General features: G+C 34.5%; 21 protein-coding genes and 1 tRNA gene. 14 read left to right on the forward strand and 8 right to left on the reverse strand.

Annotation, left to right across the window (positions count from 1 at the left end; all coding sequences use genetic code 11):
• The first annotated feature begins 148 nt into the window (after nt 1–148).
• The 5 genes from KIP84_RS09915 (at nt 149) to KIP84_RS09935 (ending at nt 5,877) form a co-directional block, all read left to right on the forward strand.
• Entirely contained in the window at nt 149–721 is a 573-nt protein-coding gene (locus KIP84_RS09915) for a fimbrial protein (RefSeq protein WP_213688377.1), read from the forward strand.
• Between the two features lie 73 nt (nt 722–794).
• Nucleotides 795–1,538 carry a fimbria/pilus periplasmic chaperone gene (locus KIP84_RS09920; protein WP_017399866.1) on the forward strand — a complete coding sequence of 248 codons (744 nt, stop codon included), beginning with the start codon at nt 795–797 and terminating at the stop codon, nt 1,536–1,538.
• Between the two features lie 139 nt (nt 1,539–1,677).
• Complete coding sequence (locus KIP84_RS09925) at nt 1,678–4,122, forward strand: fimbria/pilus outer membrane usher protein (RefSeq protein ID WP_081325730.1); 2,445 nt, start codon at nt 1,678–1,680, stop codon at nt 4,120–4,122.
• Nucleotides 4,119–5,138 carry a fimbrial protein gene (locus KIP84_RS09930; protein WP_060465772.1) on the forward strand — a complete coding sequence of 340 codons (1,020 nt, stop codon included), beginning with the start codon at nt 4,119–4,121 and terminating at the stop codon, nt 5,136–5,138. The genes KIP84_RS09925 and KIP84_RS09930 overlap by 4 nt, the downstream gene beginning before the upstream one ends.
• Before the next feature lie 559 nt (nt 5,139–5,697).
• Complete coding sequence (locus KIP84_RS09935) at nt 5,698–5,877, forward strand: hypothetical protein (protein ID WP_031948130.1); 180 nt, start codon at nt 5,698–5,700, stop codon at nt 5,875–5,877.
• Between the two features lie 53 nt (nt 5,878–5,930).
• On the opposite strand, the gene KIP84_RS09940 is transcribed toward KIP84_RS09935, so the two are convergent.
• Entirely contained in the window at nt 5,931–6,782 is an 852-nt protein-coding gene (locus KIP84_RS09940) for a LysR family transcriptional regulator (protein WP_069123055.1), read from the reverse strand.
• 94 nt (nt 6,783–6,876) lie between these two features.
• Between KIP84_RS09940 and KIP84_RS09945 the strand changes: the two genes are divergently transcribed.
• From KIP84_RS09945 to KIP84_RS09955, 3 genes are all read left to right on the forward strand, one after another.
• The gene (locus KIP84_RS09945) at nt 6,877–7,806 is read left to right on the forward strand and encodes a DMT family transporter (RefSeq protein WP_005076361.1); all 930 of its coding nucleotides are present in this window, start codon (nt 6,877–6,879) and stop codon (nt 7,804–7,806) included.
• Nucleotides 7,807–8,043: 237 nt separating this feature from the next.
• Nucleotides 8,044–8,508 (forward strand): hypothetical protein, encoded by a 465-nt coding sequence (locus tag KIP84_RS09950; protein WP_202744199.1) that lies wholly within the window; start codon nt 8,044–8,046, stop codon nt 8,506–8,508.
• 241 nt (nt 8,509–8,749) lie between these two features.
• A complete protein-coding gene (locus KIP84_RS09955; protein ID WP_213688378.1) occupies nt 8,750–10,165 on the forward strand; it encodes a cytosine permease in 1,416 nt (471 codons plus the stop codon).
• A 59-nt stretch (nt 10,166–10,224) separates the two neighbouring features.
• On the opposite strand, the gene KIP84_RS09960 is transcribed toward KIP84_RS09955, so the two are convergent.
• Complete coding sequence (locus KIP84_RS09960; protein WP_005076367.1) at nt 10,225–10,662, reverse strand: PACE efflux transporter; 438 nt, start codon at nt 10,660–10,662, stop codon at nt 10,225–10,227.
• Between the two features lie 89 nt (nt 10,663–10,751).
• Here KIP84_RS09960 and KIP84_RS09965 point away from each other — a divergent pair, with 89 nt between their 5' ends.
• Both KIP84_RS09965 and KIP84_RS09970 read left to right on the forward strand, forming a co-directional pair.
• Nucleotides 10,752–11,636: a LysR family transcriptional regulator gene (locus KIP84_RS09965; RefSeq protein WP_005076369.1), complete on the forward strand. Its 885-nt coding sequence runs from the start codon at nt 10,752–10,754 to the stop codon at nt 11,634–11,636.
• Nucleotides 11,637–12,750: 1,114 nt separating this feature from the next.
• Nucleotides 12,751–12,827, forward strand: a tRNA-Ile gene (locus KIP84_RS09970).
• A gap of 168 nt (nt 12,828–12,995) precedes the next feature.
• On the opposite strand, the gene KIP84_RS09975 is transcribed toward KIP84_RS09970, so the two are convergent.
• Nucleotides 12,996–13,859, reverse strand: a complete 864-nt coding sequence (locus KIP84_RS09975) for an iron-containing redox enzyme family protein (RefSeq protein WP_002115982.1) — start codon at nt 13,857–13,859, stop codon at nt 12,996–12,998.
• A gap of 277 nt (nt 13,860–14,136) precedes the next feature.
• Here KIP84_RS09975 and KIP84_RS09980 point away from each other — a divergent pair, with 277 nt between their 5' ends.
• The 3 genes from KIP84_RS09980 to KIP84_RS09990 all read left to right on the forward strand — a co-directional run bounded on the left by KIP84_RS09980 (nt 14,137) and on the right by KIP84_RS09990 (nt 16,352).
• Nucleotides 14,137–14,709, forward strand: coding sequence for a TetR/AcrR family transcriptional regulator (locus KIP84_RS09980; protein WP_005802380.1), 573 nt, complete (start codon nt 14,137–14,139; stop codon nt 14,707–14,709).
• A 186-nt stretch (nt 14,710–14,895) separates the two neighbouring features.
• Entirely contained in the window at nt 14,896–15,441 is a 546-nt protein-coding gene (locus tag KIP84_RS09985) for a 1-acyl-sn-glycerol-3-phosphate acyltransferase (RefSeq protein WP_002114566.1), read from the forward strand.
• 161 nt (nt 15,442–15,602) lie between these two features.
• The gene (locus KIP84_RS09990; protein WP_002114471.1) at nt 15,603–16,352 is read left to right on the forward strand and encodes a YebC/PmpR family DNA-binding transcriptional regulator; all 750 of its coding nucleotides are present in this window, start codon (nt 15,603–15,605) and stop codon (nt 16,350–16,352) included.
• A gap of 45 nt (nt 16,353–16,397) precedes the next feature.
• On the opposite strand, the gene KIP84_RS09995 is transcribed toward KIP84_RS09990, so the two are convergent.
• Nucleotides 16,398–16,868, reverse strand: coding sequence for an Lrp/AsnC family transcriptional regulator (locus KIP84_RS09995; RefSeq protein WP_002050132.1), 471 nt, complete (start codon nt 16,866–16,868; stop codon nt 16,398–16,400).
• Nucleotides 16,869–17,214: 346 nt separating this feature from the next.
• Between KIP84_RS09995 and KIP84_RS10000 the strand changes: the two genes are divergently transcribed.
• Nucleotides 17,215–18,528: a DcaP family trimeric outer membrane transporter gene (locus KIP84_RS10000; protein WP_213688379.1), complete on the forward strand. Its 1,314-nt coding sequence runs from the start codon at nt 17,215–17,217 to the stop codon at nt 18,526–18,528.
• 51 nt (nt 18,529–18,579) lie between these two features.
• Here the strand turns inward: KIP84_RS10000 and KIP84_RS10005 are convergent, their stop codons facing one another.
• The 4 genes from KIP84_RS10005 to KIP84_RS10020 all read right to left on the reverse strand — a co-directional run bounded on the left by KIP84_RS10005 (nt 18,580) and on the right by KIP84_RS10020 (nt 21,847).
• A complete protein-coding gene (locus KIP84_RS10005) occupies nt 18,580–19,323 on the reverse strand; it encodes an amino acid ABC transporter ATP-binding protein (protein ID WP_174723884.1) in 744 nt (247 codons plus the stop codon).
• Nucleotides 19,324–19,336: 13 nt separating this feature from the next.
• Entirely contained in the window at nt 19,337–20,014 is a 678-nt protein-coding gene (locus KIP84_RS10010) for an amino acid ABC transporter permease (protein ID WP_213688380.1), read from the reverse strand.
• A 2-nt stretch (nt 20,015–20,016) separates the two neighbouring features.
• Complete coding sequence (locus tag KIP84_RS10015) at nt 20,017–20,859, reverse strand: amino acid ABC transporter permease (RefSeq protein ID WP_002114400.1); 843 nt, start codon at nt 20,857–20,859, stop codon at nt 20,017–20,019.
• Between the two features lie 94 nt (nt 20,860–20,953).
• Nucleotides 20,954–21,847, reverse strand: a complete 894-nt coding sequence (locus KIP84_RS10020; RefSeq protein WP_002114541.1) for an amino acid ABC transporter substrate-binding protein — start codon at nt 21,845–21,847, stop codon at nt 20,954–20,956.
• Nucleotides 21,848–22,358 lie beyond the last annotated feature (511 nt).

Raw genomic sequence — 22,358 nt, forward strand, 5'->3', positions numbered from 1 at the left:
CCAAATGATAAAAAATAATTTTTTTAATTTTCATTAATGAAAATAATTGATCAAAATATATATAAATATAATGTTTTTCTTGTTTTTTGATTGAAAAGTGATATATTTCCTTCGCCTTACTTAATCAGAATAAAATTACTGAAAAGTAATGGGTTTTATTTTAAAAATATATTTTGGGGATTTTATGAAAAAGTTTATTTTTGTGGTGGGGGTTTCTCTCTTAAATATAGCAAATGCACAAGCAGCAGATGGCACAATTACTATTAATGGTCTTGTCACGGATAATACTTGTACTATTGATACTGGAGATAAAAATTTAACAATCAATTTACCTACTGTTTCATCTCAAACCTTAAAAAATGCTGGTGATGTAGCTGGTCGCACACCTTTTCAAATTAATTTAACGAACTGTACCGCTGCAGGTAAAGTCGCAACTTATTTTGAACCAGGCGCAACCGTTGACTTTAATACGGGTCGTTTATTAAACCAAGCAACTTCTGGTGCAGCAACAAATGTAAATATTCAGTTACTTGGCAGTAATAACGCTGTAATTCCTGTACTTGCTACAAGCACAAATGAAACTCAAACGAATTCACAATGGGTAAATGTTTCAGCAGGCGGTAGTGCTGATCTTAACTATTATGCTGAATATTATGCTACAGGTGCTTCTACTGCTGGTACGGTAACATCGCAAGTAAAATACACGATCATTTATCAATAAACTTAAAATTGAAGCTTCTATTCATGAATAGAAGCTATCTCCTTCCTATTATTTATTATTGAGAATATGACTGATGCTTTTTCGTGGTCGTAAATTTTTTTGGGGATTAGTTTGTCTGCAAGTAGCGCTCACTACTACAGGCCATACTGAAATTGTTTTACATGGTACTCGTGTCATTTACCCTTCAAATGCACGTGAGATCACATTACAACTAAGTAATAACGGCACGGCCCCGTCTCTTGTTCAAGCATGGATCGATGATGGAAATGCAAATTTAACACCAGATGAAACAAATGTACCTTTCATTATTACTCCACCAATTTCAAGAGTAGAAGCAACTAAGGGGCAAACCTTAAGAATTACAGCGTTGCCTACTACATCTCAACTAAGCCAACAACAAGAATCTATTTTTTGGCTTAATGTTTTAGATATACCTCCTAAACCTGAAGGGAGAACTCAACAAGGTCAAACCACAACAACCTCTAACAATTTTTTGCAACTCGCTGTTCGTTCGCGAATTAAATTTTTTTACCGCCCTATAGATCTAAAAGAAAATATTGATCAACTAAGTGACAAAGTCGAGTGGAAAATAAATGATCAATATCTAATGATAAAAAATCCGACACCTTTTTTTCTTACTATTACCTCCATTTTTCAAGGAAGTGAAGGCCATAAAACAGACTTATTGCAACAAGGCTTAATGATTGCCCCTTATTCAGAGGATAAAATTAAACTAAAAAATAAAAACTTAGCCGATATGAGCTTTGTATATATCAATGATTACGGTGGACGAGTTGAACACCCAATAAAATTCTAACCTCATTGTATTACTTAAGAAAATTTAAAACCTATCATGAATAGACTCTAGAACTATGTCTAAATGGTTTATACCTTATATATGTTTAAAAAGCCCCTTTACTTGGTATGTCGTCTCAAGTATTACGCTATTCATGCCTGTGGCTATATATGCTGAAAATAATACTGATGCTCCACATTTTACAAAGGCTGAATTTGATAGCAATTTCTTAGTAGGTAATGCACAAAAAATTGATATAGCTCGCTTCAAATACGGAAACCCGATCTTGCCTGGTGAATATAGCTTAGATGTCTATATTAATGGTCAATGGCTGGGTAAACGGCGTATGCGATTTACTGCCTCAGCTCCTAACACAAATGCTGAAACATGTTTTACAGAAGCCGCGTTGCTTGAATATGGCGTAAAAGCTGATGTTCTAAGTCAACATGATTCTAATTCATCACCTTCATGTAAAGCTCTCGCGTCATGGATAGATGGTGCTTTTTATGTATTTGATAGTTCCCGTTTAAGAATTGATATTTCGATCCCGCAAGTCGTCTTAGAAAAAAATCCGCAAGGCTATATCGATCCACATTTATGGGATCGCGGTATTAATGCAGCTTTTTTAAGCTATAACGCCACAGCATATCGAATAGTCAATGAACAACATCAAAATAGTTATGCTTTTATGGGAACCAATCTTGGAGCAAATTTAGCAAGGTGGCAGTTTCGCCATAATGGACAATGGAAATGGCAAAGCCAATCTAATAATTCTTCTTATACATCGACAAATACATATATACAAAAGGCGTTTCCCGATATTCACGGTGTTGTGACTTTAGGAGATTATTTTACTAATAGCGATTTTATTGACTCTTTGCCCTATCGTGGAATGAATATTTCAAGTGATGACCGAATGCTTCCAAATAGCATGCTCGGTTATGCTCCAAGAGTTCGAGGTTATGCCAAAACCAATGCAAAAGTCGAAGTTAGACAACAAGGTAATTTAATTTACCAGACCACTGTTCCACCTGGGAACTTTGAAATTAATGATCTCTATCCCACAGGATTTGGAGGTGAATTACAAGTTTCGGTACTTGAATCTAATGGAATAGTTCAAAAATATTCTATTCCATATGCTTCTGTCATTGAAATGTTACGTCCTCAAATAAGCCGATATTCATTCACGTTAGGACAATTTCGAGACCCAAACATTAAGTTAACTCCATGGCTAATACAGGGTAAATATCAACGCGGAATCAATAATTACCTTACAACTTATAGCGCAATTCAAGGAACGCAGCAGTATTTCTCTGTATTGTTAGGTACAGCTTTTTCAACGCCAGCTGGTGCTATTTCTTTTGATGCAACTCAGTCAAATGCCAATTTTTCCCATCAACCTAAAATGACAGGGCAAAGTTATCGTCTAAGTTACAATAAGTTATTTTCTCCAACGCATACTAACTTAACACTAGCAACTTATCGTTATTCAACACAAAACTATATCAAGCTACGAGATGCAATTTTAATTCGGGACTTACAAGAGCAAAACATTGATAGTTTTTCGGTAGGTAAGCAAAAAAGTGAATTCCAGATTAATTTAAATCAAGCTCTTCCAAACCAATGGGGAAATTTCTATTTAGTAGGTTCGTGGACAAACTATTGGAACCAGTCTACTACTAATAAGCAATTCCAATTAGGTTATAGCAACCAATTTAAAGATTTAACTTATAGTTTCTCTGCAATTAATAGTGAAACTATTGAAGCTGGTGGGCGAGCTGACCAAGATACTCAATACCTCATTTCTCTATCCTTTCCCTTAGATTTTAAGAAAAGCTCTTTAAATTTAAATAGTCTTCTAAGTAAAGATAGCCAAATTTTGAGTTTTAGCGGTTTTACAGGAAACCGTTTGAATTACGGCGCATCAATTTCTAGTCAAGACCATGGTCAAACAAACCTCAACATTAATGGCAACTATAAGACAAACTACACAACATTAGGTGCTTCATTCAGTTACGCTGACTCATATCAACAAGAAATGCTTAACTTGAGTGGCAATATCGTTGCCCACTCCGAAGGAATTCTATTTGGGCCAGATCAAGCACAAACAATGGTTTTAGTTTATGCACCAGATGCAACAGGAGCACAAGTCGGTAATACACCAGGCCTCAGCATAAACAAAAATGGATATGCGGTTATCCCCTATGTTACGCCTTACCATATGAATGACATTAGTCTTGATCCGCAAAACATGTCTACTCAGGTTGAGCTAGCTGAAACTAGCTTACGTATTGCTCCCTATGCAGGCTCAATCACTAAAGTTCAATTCACAACAAAAAAAGGTTATGCACTTTTTATTAGCACGACCACTTTAGATGGCTCACACTTACCTTTTGCAGCACAGGTATACAACCAAAATAACGAAGTGATAGGTATTGTTGCGCAAGGCAGCCGTATTTATTTACGAACCCCTTTAACACATGACCGTTTATATGTGAAATGGGGTGATAAGAGTACTGAAAAGTGCGAGCTTGAATACGATATCACGGATCAAATAAAGCATAACAATCAGTCAATTATTATGACAAAGGCAGCGTGTAAATGAACAATATCTTAAAAAAAATTGGATTTTTGGCGATGAGTCTATTTGCATATAGTCATACAAATGCAAATTGCATTCTAAGTAAAGGGTTTAAAACAATAGACATTATAATGACAGTTGGAACAATTGTAGTTCGTCCTACGGACCCTATAGGGACTATCTTACAGAAAAGTACATTTGCAATTTCTCCAAATGACTCAACTGCAACTTGTAACCGTCCCGGTGATCTGATTAATGCCATCCTCCCTTTAAATTATCCTATTAGTCCTATTGGAAATAATGTCTTTGCGACAAATATACCTGGTATTGGTATTCGTCTTTATCGCGAAACATCAGATGTTTCAGATTTTACAGGATATTATCCATACTCACAGCCATTACCTCCAAATACACCATATACGCTTTCACAAGGATATTTCGTTATGGAGATAATTAAAACTGCTGAAATTACTGGCTCTGGAGCATTAGTAGCTGGCCGTTATAGTAGTTATTATGTAACAGGACAACTAAATCGACCTTTATTAACAACAACTGTATTAAGTAATGCTCCTATCCGAATTGCATCTTCATCGTGTGAAATTCAAAATGGTGTGGATATACCCATTCAGCTCCCAACTGTTACAAAGTCAGGTTTTAAAGCGATTGGTTCAACCCAAGGAGAACAGAATTTTAATCTATCAATTTTATGTAACGGCGGCGAAAATACTTCCGGTATATCTACAAGTAATATGATCAGTTTAAGTTTTGATTATACTTCTGACTCTACAAATAATCAGGTCATTAATAATAGTGCCGCGGACTCAACCAAAGCCAATGGTGTGGGTGTAGAATTATTATGGAATATGAATGGTGCCACTACCCCAATTCAAAAAACAATAAAACAAAATATAGGCATAGTCAGCTCTAATCAGACTATAGAGTACGATATCCCCTTAACTGCTCGTTATTATCAGACCGCCACCAATGTGACCGCAGGTGAGGTTAAAGCCACTGCGACGGTGACTATTCAATATGATTAATTTATCTCTTAAAATTTACTAAAAATAATTAAGCTTAGCTCAGCTAAATAATCTTAAAACTTAATATTTCCAAAATTTTGTAGTTATATTAAAAAGTCCCATAAAAAAATGCTCATAAGCAAAAATAGCAAATGAGCATTAGTGATAACCACTTAACCTGAAATACAAATTGTGGGAAATAGATCACAATTTGCATTACTATAATTCCAAAATTTAGCTTAAAAATCAAGTCTTTTTTTTAACAAAAATTTAAATAATCACATTAAGATATTGTTTTATAATAATTAAAAAATTAAATTTATATTTTAGAATCCTATTTTATAGTGTTTCTAAAGAATTATCATTCTATTAATTAATAAAAACTTAATTTTAAGAAAAAAAGAAAGAAAGCGATACATATGACCTAAAAATAATTTATTTTATTTTCATAAGCTTAATAGAAAATGAATTTTATAAAATTATAAAGAATTACATAATCTATAATAAAAAAAAACATAAATAAATTTAGAAATCCCCTTCAATTACAAACAATATTCTTAGGCTTTTATCAGAACGTAACATGCTCATTTTTTGGAAAATATTATGTATTGTTTTACTAAGTCTAGGAGCTACAAGTATAGGTTACGCGATCAGTAAAATTGATCTTTTTCTTTTCCTCATAGGGCTACTTTTACTAATATCTTTTATTTTAGCTTTAAAACAGGCACGTGAAGATGCAGGCTTTTTTTCTGATAACTAGATGAAACCACTTGGGTGTAACTATCAATTTCTACCTTGTTTATTAAAGAAAATTTATATTTTGAAAGGTTCGAAGCAGCTTACTAGAAAATCCATTACTACACGTATTGCAGGGCTATGCCTTAAATCTTCGTGTGTGACTAACCATATTTCAGCACTCATCGGATAATCATCTTGTAATCTGACCAAATTACTAAGAGCTCCTAAAAAATCTGGTAAGACCGCTAAACCAATTTCTCCACATGCAGCTCTCCACTGTAACTCGGGATTATTGGTAACCATTATCGGTTCTTTATGATTTAACCTTTCTTTTAACTTTTGCTGTTTTTGACCATGCACTCCCCCCACTTCTACACTAATCCATTCATAATTTTCAGGATCTGTTGAAGCTAAATAATTTGGACCTGCATATATTCCAAAAGGTATTTCACCTACTTTTCGAGCAACTAAATTTTCATCCTTAGGACGTCCAAATCGTACCGCAATATCGGCCTCACTATGCTGTAAAGAAACATAATGAACATCACCGAGCACCCGTAATTTTAATTGCGGATAATGGCGATAAAATTTACCCAAATGAGGCATGATGAGATGTGCAGCAGTTAAAGGAGGCATACTAATAGAGACACTTCCCATTACTTCTTGCTGACCTGCTTGAGTTAAACGTTCAATAGAAAAAGTTTCTTCCATCATACGAGCAACTACTTGTGCAAGACGTTCTCCGTCAGGAGTCAGAATGTATGTCCGTGGCCTACGATCAACTAATTTAAGTTTTAAATTTTGTTCTAGCTGGGCAATTCTTCTAGATACAGTTGCATGATCTACTCCCAATTTTCTGGCAGCAGCAGAAAGTGACTTTTCTTCTGTAAAAACTGAAAAGTAATGCAAATTTTCCCAATCAATCATTGTGCAAATTTTCACATTAGAAGTGTATTAATATGGAATTGTACACCTTTATAGATTTGTCGAGAATAAAACCTTTCTTAATGGGAGCCTGTCCATGAACAGAACGGTGGCTTATGCCTATGCTGGTGTTGTCTTAACGATGTTTTTTTGGGGATCTGCATTTAATGCAATGTCTTATATTATTCAACATATGCCCCCGTTATCTGCTGCGTCTGAACGTTTTTTTATTGCAAGTCTAGGCTTACTCTTAATCTTTTCAATAACAGGCCAGCTTAGATGGACAGCCTTAAGACAGAATCTAGCTATCTATCTGATTATTGGTATTATCGGAATTGCGGGATTTAACATTGGCTGTTTTTATGGACTTCAAACCACATCAGCTGTTAACGGTGCTTTAATTATGGCAACCACGCCATTAATGACTCTATTAATGACAATCCTTTTAGATGGTGAAAAACTTACTACTAATAAATTCTTAGGCGTTTTATTTGGCTTAAGTGGCGTGTTACTGGTGATTAGTCAGGGACATATAACGACTTTGCTGCACCTCAAAATAGACATTGGAGATCTATTTATATTATTGGGCGCATTTGGATTTTGTCTTGCAAATGTACTGTCTCGCCGTTATGTAAAAAATGCTACTCCCTTAGAAACAACAACTTTTTCTATGCTGTTCGGGGCAATAACACTTGGTTTGTTGAGTGTGATATTTGAAGATCCTCTTACAGCGATTACATCTGCCCCTATAAATGCGCACTTAGCCATGGGATATGTTGTTATCTGCTCTACCATGATTGCTTATTTATTCTGGTTTAATGGTATACAAAAGTTAGGAGCTGGTCGTGCTTCTGTCTTTTTTAACTTTGTGCCAGTGTTCAGTATGATAATTGCTCTACTTACTGGACAAGCCCTCAATATCTGGCAGTTAGTAGGAACAGTTTTAGTGATGCTTGGTGTAATGAGTAGCGGAGGTTTTTTTAAAATTAAAAGCACTCCACTTATGGCAAAACATTGTACAAAATAAGAAATATGCTGCTACATTAAAAATCTATTCTTAATATGTAGCAGCATTTCAAATATATAAATTATTCCTCAACAATTTCTTTAAATTCTTATATTTTCAAAATATTTTTTTACAATTGTGATGGCTTATACAAAAGCTCATCTTAATTATTCCGTTGTAACAAATACTGTATGTTTCTTTAAAACTTAATAAAAGATTGCCATATATAGTTTTGAAACAATCAAAGGAGATATTAAAATGAAGCTGGATTTTACAACAATTGAAAAGCAAGCCAAATTGCTACAAGAAGAGCAAGAAAAGATCGAGCAACGAGATCATGAATTTCAAGTTGCCTTAGATAAACACAGAGAATCCCTTAAGAATTTATTTAAAGATCTTTTCTCCGACCGAAAAATTAAGACTGAAAATGGAGGTCACTTCTGTGTAACCTTCGGAGATTTCAAAATTTCCTTATTGATTGAAACTGCTAAATTTGAAAATGGTGTTCCTGTAAAATTAAACTCTGTAAATCCTGTTATTATTAAATGCAAGAAAGATAAGCCTATTGCAAAAGCACAGTTTACAGATGCAACCCAATATCTAGATAACCATTTAGACACTCCAAATTATCAGTATTATTTTAAGCAAGACGATAAGACCCAACTGGTACAATTTTCCGAACTTCCCACTTATATCCAACTTGTTTTAGACGCAAACGCATAAAATTGAGCCCTCTGCAGAGGGCTTTTTCATATATTATTTTTTTATCATTTAACTTTTAAAAAATAAAATCAGTCAAATACTTTTTCTATTTATCTATGAATTATTTAACTCAATTTTAACGTCCAATACTTCAAAAATATTTGATTCTCCTTAAAATTACTTGTATATACATGATTGTATTTGCTTATACAAATATGAATGAATAAGAATAGGATGGCTCTTAAAGGATAAGGAGAGTGAAATGGACTCATCGGCTGGGAAACCTAATAGTAGTTTTATAGAAAACCGAAGCATCGACTTTATTCCTGAAAATGAAAGACATGGCGGAGTATTTGCTCAATTCACCCTATGGTTCGGTGCCAACTTACAAATCACAGCCATTGTGACAGGCGCGCTAGCCGTTGTGTTAGGCGGAGATGTTTTTTGGTCTATTATCGGCTTATTAGTAGGACAATGTTTTGGTGCTGCCGTCATGGCACTGCATGCTGCCCAAGGTCCTAAACTTGGTCTCCCTCAAATGATTTCAAGCCGTGTGCAATTTGGGGTTTATGGCGCTTGTATTCCAATCATACTCGTTTGCCTTATGTATATTGGCTTTACCGCAACTGGAGAGGTATTAGCGGGTAAAGCAATTGCACATTTGGCACATGTCAGCAATACAACTGGTATCTTAATTTATGCAAGTTTAATCATTTTATTCGCAACAATTGGATACCGTTTAATCCATTTGGTAGGCAAAGTAGCCAGTATTATTGGTTTGATTGCTTTTGTGATTATTTTGACTCAGATCTTCGCACTTTCTGATTTTTCTGAACTCTTAGCAGTACGTCATTTCAGCTGGTCTTCATTCTTGTTAGCAGTTTCCCTTTCTGCTTCTTGGCAAATCTCTTTTGGTCCCTATGTTGCAGATTATTCTCGATATCTTCCAACTAAAACATCTTCATCTCGTGTTTTTTGGGCTGTCGGCTTAGGTTCTTTAATTGGCTCACAAATTTCTATGAGCTTAGGCGTTTTAATCGCTCAGGTTGCAAACGGCAATTTTGTCGGAAATGAAGTTCAATATGTTGTGGGTATGAACCCAATTGCCATTGTCGTAACCTTTCTATATTTTAGTATCGCTTTTGGGAAAGTTACTCTAACGACCTTAAATGCCTATGGCAGTTTTATGTGTATTGCTACGATTTGGAATAGTTTCAAATCGACAAATCAAATCTCAAAAATAACAAGATTACTGATTGTTCTTACTATGGTTGTAGTCTCAACCTTTATTGCAATTATAGGTGAGCATACTTTTTTAACTGCCTTTAAAGCATTTATTTTGTTTTTGCTTACCTTTTTTATTCCGTGGAGCGCCATTAATCTTGTTGATTATTACTTTATCTCTAAAGAAGAATGTGATGTAGATGCGCTCTATGATCCAAATGGTAAGTATGGCCGTTGGAATCGGATTGGTATTACCTGCTACTTTCTAGGTATTTTGATTCAATTACCATTTATTGATAGTAAATTCTATACGGGTCAAATTGCGGCAATGCTAGGAGGAATCGATTTATCGTGGCTTGTAGGACTTATCTCTGCAGCAGTGATTTATTATATTTTCGCCAAGAAAGCTCAACTCAAGTTTTCAAAACAGTTAGTCATTGATCAAATCAAATAATGAAACTAGATAAGCTATCAACGTCGATCACCTTGATAGCTTATAAAATAATTTTACGGTTATTCTGATAGCGCTTTAGCCTGTGCCGAAATAGGCAATCCAAATAACTTATCAAAACTCCAATTAAATATAAAAGTATAGACAGGAATAATGATAATAAAGGCCACATCTAACCAAAAAGCAGCAATCAGTGAAATATCCATCCACCATGAAATAAGCGGAATTAAAAACAGAACCAAAGTAAGCTGGAACCCGATGGCATGTCCAACTCTACGCTTAACTGTACGGATATGACTGCTTTGTTTAGCTTCCCATTTCTCATATAAAATATTGTAGATAAAATTCCAAGTTACAGCGATGGTCGTAATCATGACAGATAGTGGTCCAGTATGTTCAACACTATCACCCGCCAAAATCGCTAACCCTACTGATGAAATAACCATTCCGATTATTTCATAGGAAGAAACATATACAATTCGACGCTTTATACCTTGCATAATCAATAAACTCTGCTTCATTCCTTATATTTTAATTTCAGTCAAAATCATATATAAAGTTAATAGCTTTCAGTTCAGCTGATATTAAAATGAATTTTAACAGTGAAAATATTGAACTTTTCATAACCGTACTCGATACGGGTTCTTTCTCTGCGGCTGCTCGTAAACTAAATCGAGTCCCCTCAGCAGTAAGTATGGCCGTTGCTAATTTAGAAGCAGAATTGGGTTATATATTATTTGAACGGACTCCTCGAAAGGTCATTCCTACAGCTACAGCATTAGCCTTGGAACCTCAAGCACGGATCATTTCTGAACAACTTAGGCTATTTAGCACTCATGCACATGAACTTTCTTTAGGACTTGAAAGTAAATTGCGTATTGGCGTTGTTTCCGATGTAAATACAAAATTATTATTCCATTCAATAAAGAAACTAGCCGATAAATTCCCTTTACTGAACATAGAAGTTATTACTGCTCCCCAAGACGACATTGTTAATTTACTTTATACGGAGCAAATCAGTCTTTGCTTAGCGGGTTCAGACCTCAATATAAAAATGCGCGAGAATCTACAATTGGTAATGACCGAAACAGTGGCGGCTACGATTTCTTCTAACCATGCTCTTCTACAAGATAGAACAAAACGCTTTTCTATTGAGGAATTAATTAATATTAGACAAATTGTTGTGGCGAGTAGTGAGCATGAAATGACAGATTCCCGCTCAATTATTGGTGCAATGTACTGGAAAACCAATAGTCTACAAACAGCAATTAATATGGTTGAAGCTGGACTTGGTTGGGGAAATTTTCCCTTATCACTAGTACAAGATAAAATTGATCAAGGTCACTTAGTCCTTTTAGATTTTAAAAATACGAAAAATCATTTACCTCTATCTATTTATTTAATTTGGCTCCAAGACCGCCCTTTACCTAAAGCAGCTAGAGAGTTAATTCAAATTATTCAAGAAAATTTATAAAACTTTATAGGTTAGTTCTGAAAGTCTAAAGATTTTTTATAATTTTTATTTTTGTTAAATCTAGTTTATTTAAAGCTTAAGCTTATTACTCTGTACCATCTCTCTAAATACTACTAAAAACAAAAAGCCTACTTAGAAAGTAGGCCTCTTGTTGTATTTCAGGATTAAGCAATAATATTTTGTTTTGTAAAAAATACACTTATACTTTATTAAAACCAAGTGTTTTAGTCAAGAATAAAGTTTATAAGATACAAACATTTGTATTCTTGTGAAGACAATCACAATTTAGGTTTTATATAGAAAATACTTTAGAGAAGGAAAGATATTTTAGTAATAAAAATTTCTATTACCACCCTTAACAGCTTTTTTTTAGAAAAAAACAACAACACTTTAAGAAAAAGTATTATATTTTAATTAAATTTATTTGCATCAAAAAATATTGAATCCGTTTATTCGTTACTTTTATGTTTCATTATTAAAGTTGCTAACTTTATATGTTAATTTTTACTTTTCATTAAGTTGAATTTAAGTTTCACACCTACTCTAAAAATTAATAATATTATTTTTCTTAAGTAATTTGGGCCTAATAGTCTATATTTTTTACTACATATAGGCTAGAACTCTATTAATAGAATTATTGTAACTATTATTTTTCGAAATATATAATTAAAAAGGCAATCTACCATATATCTAAAGCTCAACTACAATATAAAAATATATAATATTTTTAATCACCATTTATATTTATCTTAAATAAGTTTTTTCTAATTCTATATTTTCACAACACACAAACAGCACATCTACAATTCCTGCTCATATTTTAAACAAAATTTATTTTATATAAATTAATGTCTCAAACTACAAATACAATTAAGTCATCGTCACAATAGATTGTTGGAATAAATTCTAATTGATCGATAAATAACTTCCCCCACTTTACTCTTGAACTACACATAAGCTAGAATCACTATCGCTTGAAATATTAACCAATAAGACACAATATTTTTGGGTTTAGTTTGCGTCTACTTCAGAAAATGACTTGTGTTTAATTAAAAAATTGATTAGTATTGCACGCACTGAAAAGCATTGAGATTAAAAGCTTTTCTGCCTTATAGGGCCTATAGCTCAGTTGGTTAGAGCAGCGGACTCATAATCCGTTGGTCCACAGTTCAAGTCTGTGTGGGCCCACCAAATACCGAACCTCATAAACAAAAAGTTTATGGGGTTTTTTAATATATATCCAAATAGAATATGCTTTGCTCTTATAAAAAAACTCAAATTTTAAATTTATTTTATCCCTAAATTTTAGATGTTTTAAAATACACTTACGTTCCGTACTAAATATCCATCTTTCATCTATTAAGCTAAGATTTGCTTTCGCATGGGCTCAGAATTCTCTAATTGTGTATCCCAGAACTTTTCCCATAAATCACAATACTCTAAGCACAATTTTTCAATATAGTTATAGTCTTCTTCTGTACAAGCTTGCATCAAGACATACCATAAATCTTCTTCATGATCATCATCTGCTGCTTCGGCACTTTCATCTTCAGAGATACCATGTACATGATAATAACCACCACCCTCCACATCTAGACCAACTGCCTTAGTTGCTCTACGTAAAGGTGGACTATACAGAATGACTTCTTCTTCTGCGACTGCTAATAAGGCTGAAACAGCTTTATAGTCATCATAAGCATTTTCTAAAAATACTCTAACCTGATCTGCAATTTCAGTCGGATGATAAGTTAGACGATCTTGTTCTGTAATACCAAAATCATTCAATATATCTTCAAATAAGGGATAATGAGCATATTCAGGATTGCCCTGATAGTAGCCGTCTTTATCTAATCCTGGCCGAAATCCAAATTCATCAAAAATATTTAAACTTAAAAGAAAACGCGGGAACATTTTTGCACCAGCATGCAATCTCGGCTCTAATTGTTTAGTTTGAAATTGAGCCATGAGCAATGCATCAGTAAAAGTTTGCACAATTGCATGGCGATACTCTAAATGAATTTTTTTTAAATCTTCTTTATTAATTTCGCCATTATTTAAAGTATCTATTGCAGGATGATGAGATACAGGATGTTTCGCTATCTTTGCTCTTAATCGGGTCAAAAAGTTTGAATTTTTTTCCCATAGTTCAGCTGAAATGCTTTGTTTCATCCCTGCGAGTGCTTTCTTTCTAGGATTATTAAAATTCTCAAATTTCTTAGGCATATCCGCTCTCATTAAACTTATTGAAGCATGATCGATTTTTACATATTTTATTATAAAAACAATGACTTAAATTAATATTTAAATATGTTCCTTCATTGATTAATATTAGAATTAAAATCGTACGAAATCAAATAAAAAATTTTAAAAAATCCAATTAATGATAATCATTATCACAATCTCAACTTGAATCAAAATCAGTTTTTTATTATCATAATTTGTATTAAAAATTTAATATTTTAGATTAAGTTATAATTAGTTTTAACTATATGGAATAGTAATGTCAAAAAAAGAAGATATTATAAATACTGCTTTAAATTTATTTAATCAGATTGGGTACAATGCTACTGGTGTTGACCGTATTATTGCTGAATCAAATGTTGCAAAAATGACTTTTTATAAATATTTTCCATCAAAGGAAAATTTAATTATGGAATGTTTGCAACATCGAAATATAAATATTCAAAACTCAATCAATGAACAATTAAGTTTACATCAAGATGCTAGTCCTCTTGAGCAAATTCATATTATTTTTAATTGGTATATTGAATGGATCAATAGCGAAACATTTAATGGCTGTTTATTTAAAAAGGCATTTATTGAAGTATCTAAACAATATACTTCAATTCGTGAACCATTTTATGAATATACAAAATGGTTGACTAATCTATTACATGAAAAGCTTAATCAATTAGGTATAGAAAATCCAACGCCCCTTGTTCATATCATTATTTCTATTATTGATGGGATGATTATTGATGGAACGACCGATAAAAACCTTATTAACCCTGAAAAAATTTGGAAATATATTGAATATTTAATTAATGAAGAGATACCGCAGCCAGTATCTTAATTTTAAAATTATCTAGGTTTATTACTTTCAGACGAAGTTTGAGAAAAATAAAAAAAGAACTTTTAAAGTATTTTAGAACTTAGATAATCCTTAACTTTTGTGCTCTACTTTAGCTTTCATAATTTTTCTAGGCTTTTTTACAAACTCATATTAGAATCCTGAAAATTTATCAATTTGCACTGATGTATGAAAAAATTTCTAGGTAACTCTATCTTTAAAGCCGTTGGTTGGACCTACAATGTAGACCCACAAATTCTTGAGAAAAAACAAGTTATTATTGGCTTTGAACATACCTCAAATCTAGATGCAGTGCTCTCGATTGCCCTCTTCCAAATGTTAGACATCAAAATTCATACTCTAATAAAGAAAGAACTTTTCAAAGGCCCACTTAAGCCAATTTTAGAAAAATTGGGTGGCATTCCTGTTGATCGTAAAGCAAGTAAAGATATCGTTTCGCAAATGGTTGAACAATTTCAAACCCATGAAACTTTTAACTTAGTGATTGCTCCAGAAGCTACACGTGCTAAAGATGGCTCTGAACGTAAGCCTATCCGTACAGGTTTTTGGCATATTGCAAAAGCAGCCAATGTTCCTATTGTTTTAATGTATGCCAATGCTCGAAGTAAACAAGGTGGGATTTTAGGTAAAATTTACCCGACTGATTTACAAAAAGACTTGGAAACCATTAAAGAGCTGTACGCTCAATTTGGTATAGATGTAAAAATTAACTAAATCAAATTGGACTTGATTTGACCTAATCTCAATCATTAGGTCTTAAGCTTATTGTTCTTATTCAATTGGCTAACAAAACGCAGGGCAACAGTTTTCAACAAAACCAAGCCTATGCTAATATTCCAGCACTTTTGCATTTTCTTTTTTTGGAGTTCACGTCCATGGCGGGTCATTCTAAATGGGCCAATATTAAGCATCGTAAAGCTAAACAAGATGCAAGTCGCGGTAAGGTTTTTACTAAATATATTCGTGAAATTGTGACTGCTGCCAAACTTGGTGGTGGAGATCCTGCTAGCAACCCTCGTCTGCGTGCAGTAGTTGAAAAAGCTCTCTCAGTTAATATGACACGTGACACCATTAACCGTGCTATCCAACGTGGTGCTGGTGGTGAAGATAATGATGATCTAAAAGAAGTAACTTATGAAGGTTATGGTGTTGGCGGGGTTGCTGTTCTTGTTGAAACAATGACAGATAACTTAAACCGTACAGTACCAGACGTACGTCACTGTTTTAGTAAAACAAATGGTAACTTAGGAACTGCGGGTTCTGTATCTTATCTATTTACTAAACGTGGTGAGATTACTTTTGAAGATGTTTCTTTAGAAGATAAAATCATGGAAGTTGCTTTAGAAGCTGGCGCTGAAGATATTGAAGTTTCAGAAGATGAAATTTTGGTAATCACTTCACCAGAAACTTTCGGTGAAGTACAAGATGCCCTTACTGCTGCTGGTTTAAAATCTGATAACGCAGAAGTTGTGATGAGCCCATCTACAAAAGCTGAAATTACAGATGTTGACCAAGCAAAACAAATTCTTAAAATGATTGATATGTTTGAAGATCTTGACGATGTACAAAACGTTTATACTAACGTTGAATTCTCGGATGAGGTTTTGGCTCAACTTGATGCTTAAATCAAACATTTGAATCAAAGAAAACGCACCAAATGGTGCGTTTTTTTATAGCTTGTTGAGCAAGTTATAGCAATTGAACACATTATATTCTTTAATGACAAAGCTAGAATGCAAAGCAACTACGTTGTCGATTTTTCCAATACGTCTTAATAAAATTTCACTGTAGTCATCCATGTTGCGTGCTACAAGCTCTAAAATAAAATCGGCACTCTGACCCGTTACCAAGAATGCATTGGTTACTTCTGGAATTGCTTCTATTTCAGACAGAAACTTATCAAATGTTTCACTATCATGTTTACTCAATGAAACTTGCAATAAAATATGTAAAGTAAAACCAAGCTTACTAAAATTAATTTCCCTTTTGAGCTGCCCCATGATATTGGCTTCAATCAGGTGCTTAATACGGCGATGCACAGAACTGACTGACAGATTGATCCGTTCTGAAAGTTCATTCAAATTTAAGTCTTCATGAGACAAAATTTCTAGAATTTGTTTATCAAAACGATCTAACTCCACTCTTAATCTCCAGCCAGAATTTCACAGTAAAGACAGTATAACCCTATACCACCACCTCTGCATTGAAAATACAAAGGTTTATGGACAGCAAAACTCTTTTTCTTTTATAGAGCTTAATTCTTTTATGCCTTTTAAACGTGCAAGTAGTGTCAGAGGCGGTTCATTTTAGAGAGTCAGTTTTATGCTTAAATCTGATTTATCTATTCAGAATCCTTATTCTCACTACCATTTAAGGCTAAAAAGGAAGTAATCATCAAAAATTGACTATTTTTAAAGCTTCGTAAAGTTGGCATCATTTTTGTTATGTATTTGCAGGAAAATTTTTATCCATGTCGGGGGAGTTCCTGTGAATAAGATCAAAACACTAGTGTTAGCAATGAGTTCTTTAGGTGTAATGAGCGTGACGATGCCTGTGCATGCCGCTACAGATGCTGAAGTTAACGCCTTACGTGATGAAGTAAAGGAGTTAAAACAACTCGTTCAGAAACTATCTGATCAACAAAAAACAGCTTTAACTGTCACTGCTCCAGCAACAAGTCCCGCACTACCTGCCACCCCTACACCACCTGCATCAAAACCAGGTTGGATGGCTATGGTCGATGGACAAACTCAAGTCAAGCTTTATGGTAGTGTTCGCGCAGATGCAACCTATGACTTTAAAGGTTCAAATGGCAGTATTTCAAATGGTGCCAATTATCCACTGAATAAAGATGACCCTAAACAAGACTCACTAAATGTATCTGCAGCAACTTCACGAATTGGCTTAGATATTACTCGTCCAACTCAATATGGAGATTTAACAGGTAAAATTGAAGCCGATTTCATGGGTGGGAATGGAGATAATGGCAATGGTACTTTCCGTGTTCGCCATGCCTATATGTCTTTAGGAAAATGGTTAGCTGGTCAAACGACCTCACCTTTTGTAAATACCGATACATCACCAGAGACAGTAGATTTTAATGGCGCTATTGGTACAGGTACTACACGAACAGTACAGGTTAGATACACTCAGCCAATTAATGCACAACAGAAAATATTAGTTGCCTTAGAAGGTGGTGATGTTGAAAAAGCTGGTAATGCTGCTGGTGGAAGCCGCTTTCCTGCTTTAACAGCACGATATGATTTCAAAACTACGAATAACAAAGGCCTATTACAGTTACATGGTCTTGCCCATGAAAACCGTGTAGCTCCAAAAGATAGTGCTTCAGAAGAAAAATTTGGTTGGGGTGTAGGCGTTGGTGGTAAATATGATTTAACGCCCCAAGATAGCGTGGTTGCTAACTACTATCATGTTAAAGGTGATGGCCGTTATTTACTTTATAGCAATTCAGCTTATAACTATGACACCACAACACAGGATATTAATTTAGGTGAATTTGATAGCGCAGTAATTGGATATCAACGTAAATGGAGCCCTATTCTACGTTCTACTTTTGCTGTAGGCGGTATTCAATACAAAGATGATAATGTCTATGCAAATAACAATTTAACCAATACCAGCTATAACAAAGAAATTTATAACGCTTTAGTCAATTTAATCTGGAACCCAGTTAAAAATATTGATTTAGGAGCAGAATATACTTACGGTCAACGTGAAACTTTTGCAGGTGACAAGGGTGATTACTCACGTATCAACCTGCTAGCAAAGTATAGCTTCTAAAAATTAGATATAAAAAAAGAGCCTTTAATGGCTCTTTTTTTATTAGGGTTATTAGTGCATCGCCTGAATTTTTTCTAAGAAAAGTTTAGCACGCTCATGACGAGCTTCTAAATTATCAAAGAATTCATGGGTTGGGCAATCTTCTAAAATTTTACCTTCATCCATAAAAATTAAACGGTTAGATACTCTTTTAGCAAAGCCCATTTCATGAGTAACACACATCATGGTCATGCCTTCATGTGCGAGCTGCACCATAACTTCAAGAACTTCACCAACCATTTCAGGATCAAGTGCAGAAGTTGGTTCATCAAACAACATACAGATTGGGTCCATAGACAAGCCACGTGCAATCGCTACGCGTTGCTGCTGACCACCCGACAACTGCCCCGGAAATTTATCTTTATGAGCAAGTAAGCCTACACGCTCTAAATATTTCAGACCTTTTGCACGAGCATCTGCAACTGAACGCTTTAACACTTTAACTTGAGCAATCGTCAAATTTTCCAAAACAGTCATGTGCGGAAAAAGTTCAAAGTGCTGAAAGACCATTCCCACTCGTGAACGGAATTTAGCAAGATCTGTTTTTGGATCTTTAAGCGAAATTCCATCAACAACAATGTCACCTTGTTGAAATGGTTCTAAAGCATTTACTGTTTTGATGAGTGTCGATTTTCCTGAACCAGATGGTCCACAAACAACAACGACATCACCTTTTTCAATACTCGTCGTGCAATCTGTTAAAACTTGAAAATCACCATACCATTTAGAGATATGTTGGATGTCTATCATTGGCATTTAAAATCTCCAATTAGCGAATGATGGCAATTTTTTGCTGTAAGCGTTTGACTAAATGCGACAGCACAAACGAGCTACAGAAATACACTACAGCGACGATTAAATAGAATGTTGCTTTCGTTTCAGGTCCATAAGTATTAGCTAATGTATCTGCACGACCTAAAAAGTCTGGTGCACTAATCACATAAACTAACGACACATCCTGAAACAGAATAATGGTCTGAGTTAACAATACCGGAAGCATGTTGCGAAAGGCTTGAGGTAAAACCACGTAGCGCATTGATTGACCATAGGTAAAACCAAGCGCGTAGCCTGCATGTACCTGACCTTTTGAAATAGACTGAATTCCAGAACGTACAATTTCCGAGAAAAAAGCTGCTTCAAAAATGGCAAAAGTTACAACGCTCGAAAACAACGGACCCCAATAGGTATCAGATTGGAACTCAAATATTTTCGGCAACAAAAAGTAGAAGATAAAGATCACCTGAATCAGTGGAATACCACGAAACAGATCAACATAAAATTTTGCAAAATTACTTGCGATGGCATTGCTAGATAAACGCATCATTGCCAATGGGGTTCCAATTAGGATACCGCCCATCATTGCTAATACCGTTACAGTAAGCGTAAAAATGAAACCTTCTTTGAGTGCCGCGATCACATCAGGGTTTTGTAATAAAGAAAAATCCATGATTACTTCCCTCCTGAACCTAAGCCAGGTACAGCCATTCGTTTCTCAATCCATGCCATCACAAACTTAATGCTATAAGTGATAATCAAATAAACAGGTGTAGAGAGAATAAGAATGATAATGTCCTGAGAAGTTTCTTCACGCATGGTTTTCGTGTAAGCAAAGAAATTCAACACACTCAACGCATATAAAACAGCTGAATTTTTAAAAACGTTCATTGCTTCAGATGTAATCGTTGGCCATACGGTACGATATGCAACCGGTAAAATGACATAACGATAGCTTTGTGCAGTAGTAAAACCCATAGCGGAAGCTGCGAACTTCTGTCCACGAGAAACGGTATTAATTCCGGCACGTATGTGCTCAGATACACGGGCAGCCGTGTAGAGACCTAATGCAAAAACACCAATAACCGCAGGTTGCTGATTTAAAATATTTTTCCACCAACCACCAGCAACTACATCCCCACTACCTGCACTTAAGCTGTCCGGTAAAAACTCGGGAAAAACAAAAGCCCAAAAGAATAGTTGCACAATAAGTGGAATATTACGGAAAATTTCAACGTAACAATTGCCGATAAATGCGAGAGGTTTGTTGGGTAATGTACGAATTACCCCTAGGAGAGAACCTAATAAAAATGCGATAAGAAAGGCTATAATAGCTGTCCAAACCATAGTGAACACGCCTGAACCTAACATTTGTAACCATGTGGGTGCCTCAGCATAAGCATTGTAGCTTGAGCTACCAATAGCTTTACAAACTGATTCTGCCCATGCGGCTTTATCGACACCATATTCATTAGACTCCGCACAGAATATAGTCCAGTTTAGCGAGCCGACTGACATGTTTGCCCCTTAAATTAATATCTTTAGAAAATAGACCACTTGTGCAAATGAATCTTTACACTTACACAAGTAAATTTAGGACAAAAAGATCCAGTTAGATTCCTGCATCTGTTGGGTTAGCTTTTAATTTCTTATAAGATGAACTTTGTTGCATGTTCAAATTCGTGTTTTTTGGTGGAATTGGAGATAAGAACCACTTCTTATATAAAGCGTCCATTTTACCAGTTTTCCACAAGTTATTTACAGTACGGTCTGCAACCGCTTTAAATTTTGGATCATCTTTAGCAAGCATAATTCCATAAGGTTCAGATGAAAGTACCGGACCTACAATTGCGAAAGCTTTAGGTGTAGAAGACTTAGCAATCAAGCCTGCTAAAATATTATCATCCATTACAAATGCAGCAGCACGGCCAGATGCCATCATGGCAAAAGAGTCAGCATGATCTTTACCATAAATATTTTGAACATTAACTGCCTGACCTTTTTCATTCATCTTGATGTATTTGTCAGATGTAGTTCCTTGAGTAGTAACAACTGCTTTACCATTTAAGTCCGCCAAACTTTTAATACCAGAGTTTGCTTTAACAGCCATGCGCACTTCTGTTGCATAGTAGTTAGTTGAGAAACCGACTTGTTGCTGACGTTGTTTAGAGTTTGTAGTGGTACCACATTCCATATCGATATTGCCTGCCAAAAGCTCAGGAATACGTGTTGATGAAGTTACTGCCTTGTACTCAACTTTTAAGCTAGGCATTTTCAATTCTTTTTTAATGTCATTTGCAAACTGGTTACAGATATCGACTGCATAACCTACTGGTTTACCTGCAACAACATATGAAATTGGATCTGAGGATTCTCGATGACCAATTACGATTTTTCCGGTACTTTTAATTTTAGCTAATGTATCTGCTGCTTGAATTTGAGAAGTAGCGCCAACCGTACAAAGCATAACTGTTGAAATAATGAGAGAGGTTGCAGAACGTTTCATAAGAACTCCTTGATGATCATTCTCTCTATTTATCTATAGAATCATTCATATAGAGCAATAGAGTGATTTTTTATTAAATTGCAATTATCGAGCCAACTTTTCCAAGTCGGACCCATCCATTTGCTTCACTTATTCTATTCAATCTGTTTTGCAGAATTAATACCTTTAAAACTGCTCACATGTTTCTACTTTAATCTATGTTTTAATCTTCTGTCTATTATTAAGCTCATCTATTTACACTTAAATGTGGCAATTATTGATTACATTGTAAACACATGCACAATAAAGTAGCTTAACTTTGGCTAAAAATAGTATTTAGAAAAATTGTATTTTCCAAAAAATCATAAAAATTAAAGTTATTAGTCATTTAGATAAAATGGAATTTATATTGTAGAAAGTAATTTTGGCATCAAAATAATATAAACAAATGGCTTAATAAAAATCATTTAGAAAATTGATAGTAATATCTACATTAATAAAATAACTAGCAAAGATAAAAATAAGCCCCGAT

It is taken from the genome of Acinetobacter sp. BHS4 (assembly GCF_018454425.1).
Classification (GTDB): Bacteria; Pseudomonadota; Gammaproteobacteria; order Pseudomonadales; family Moraxellaceae; genus Acinetobacter; species Acinetobacter pittii.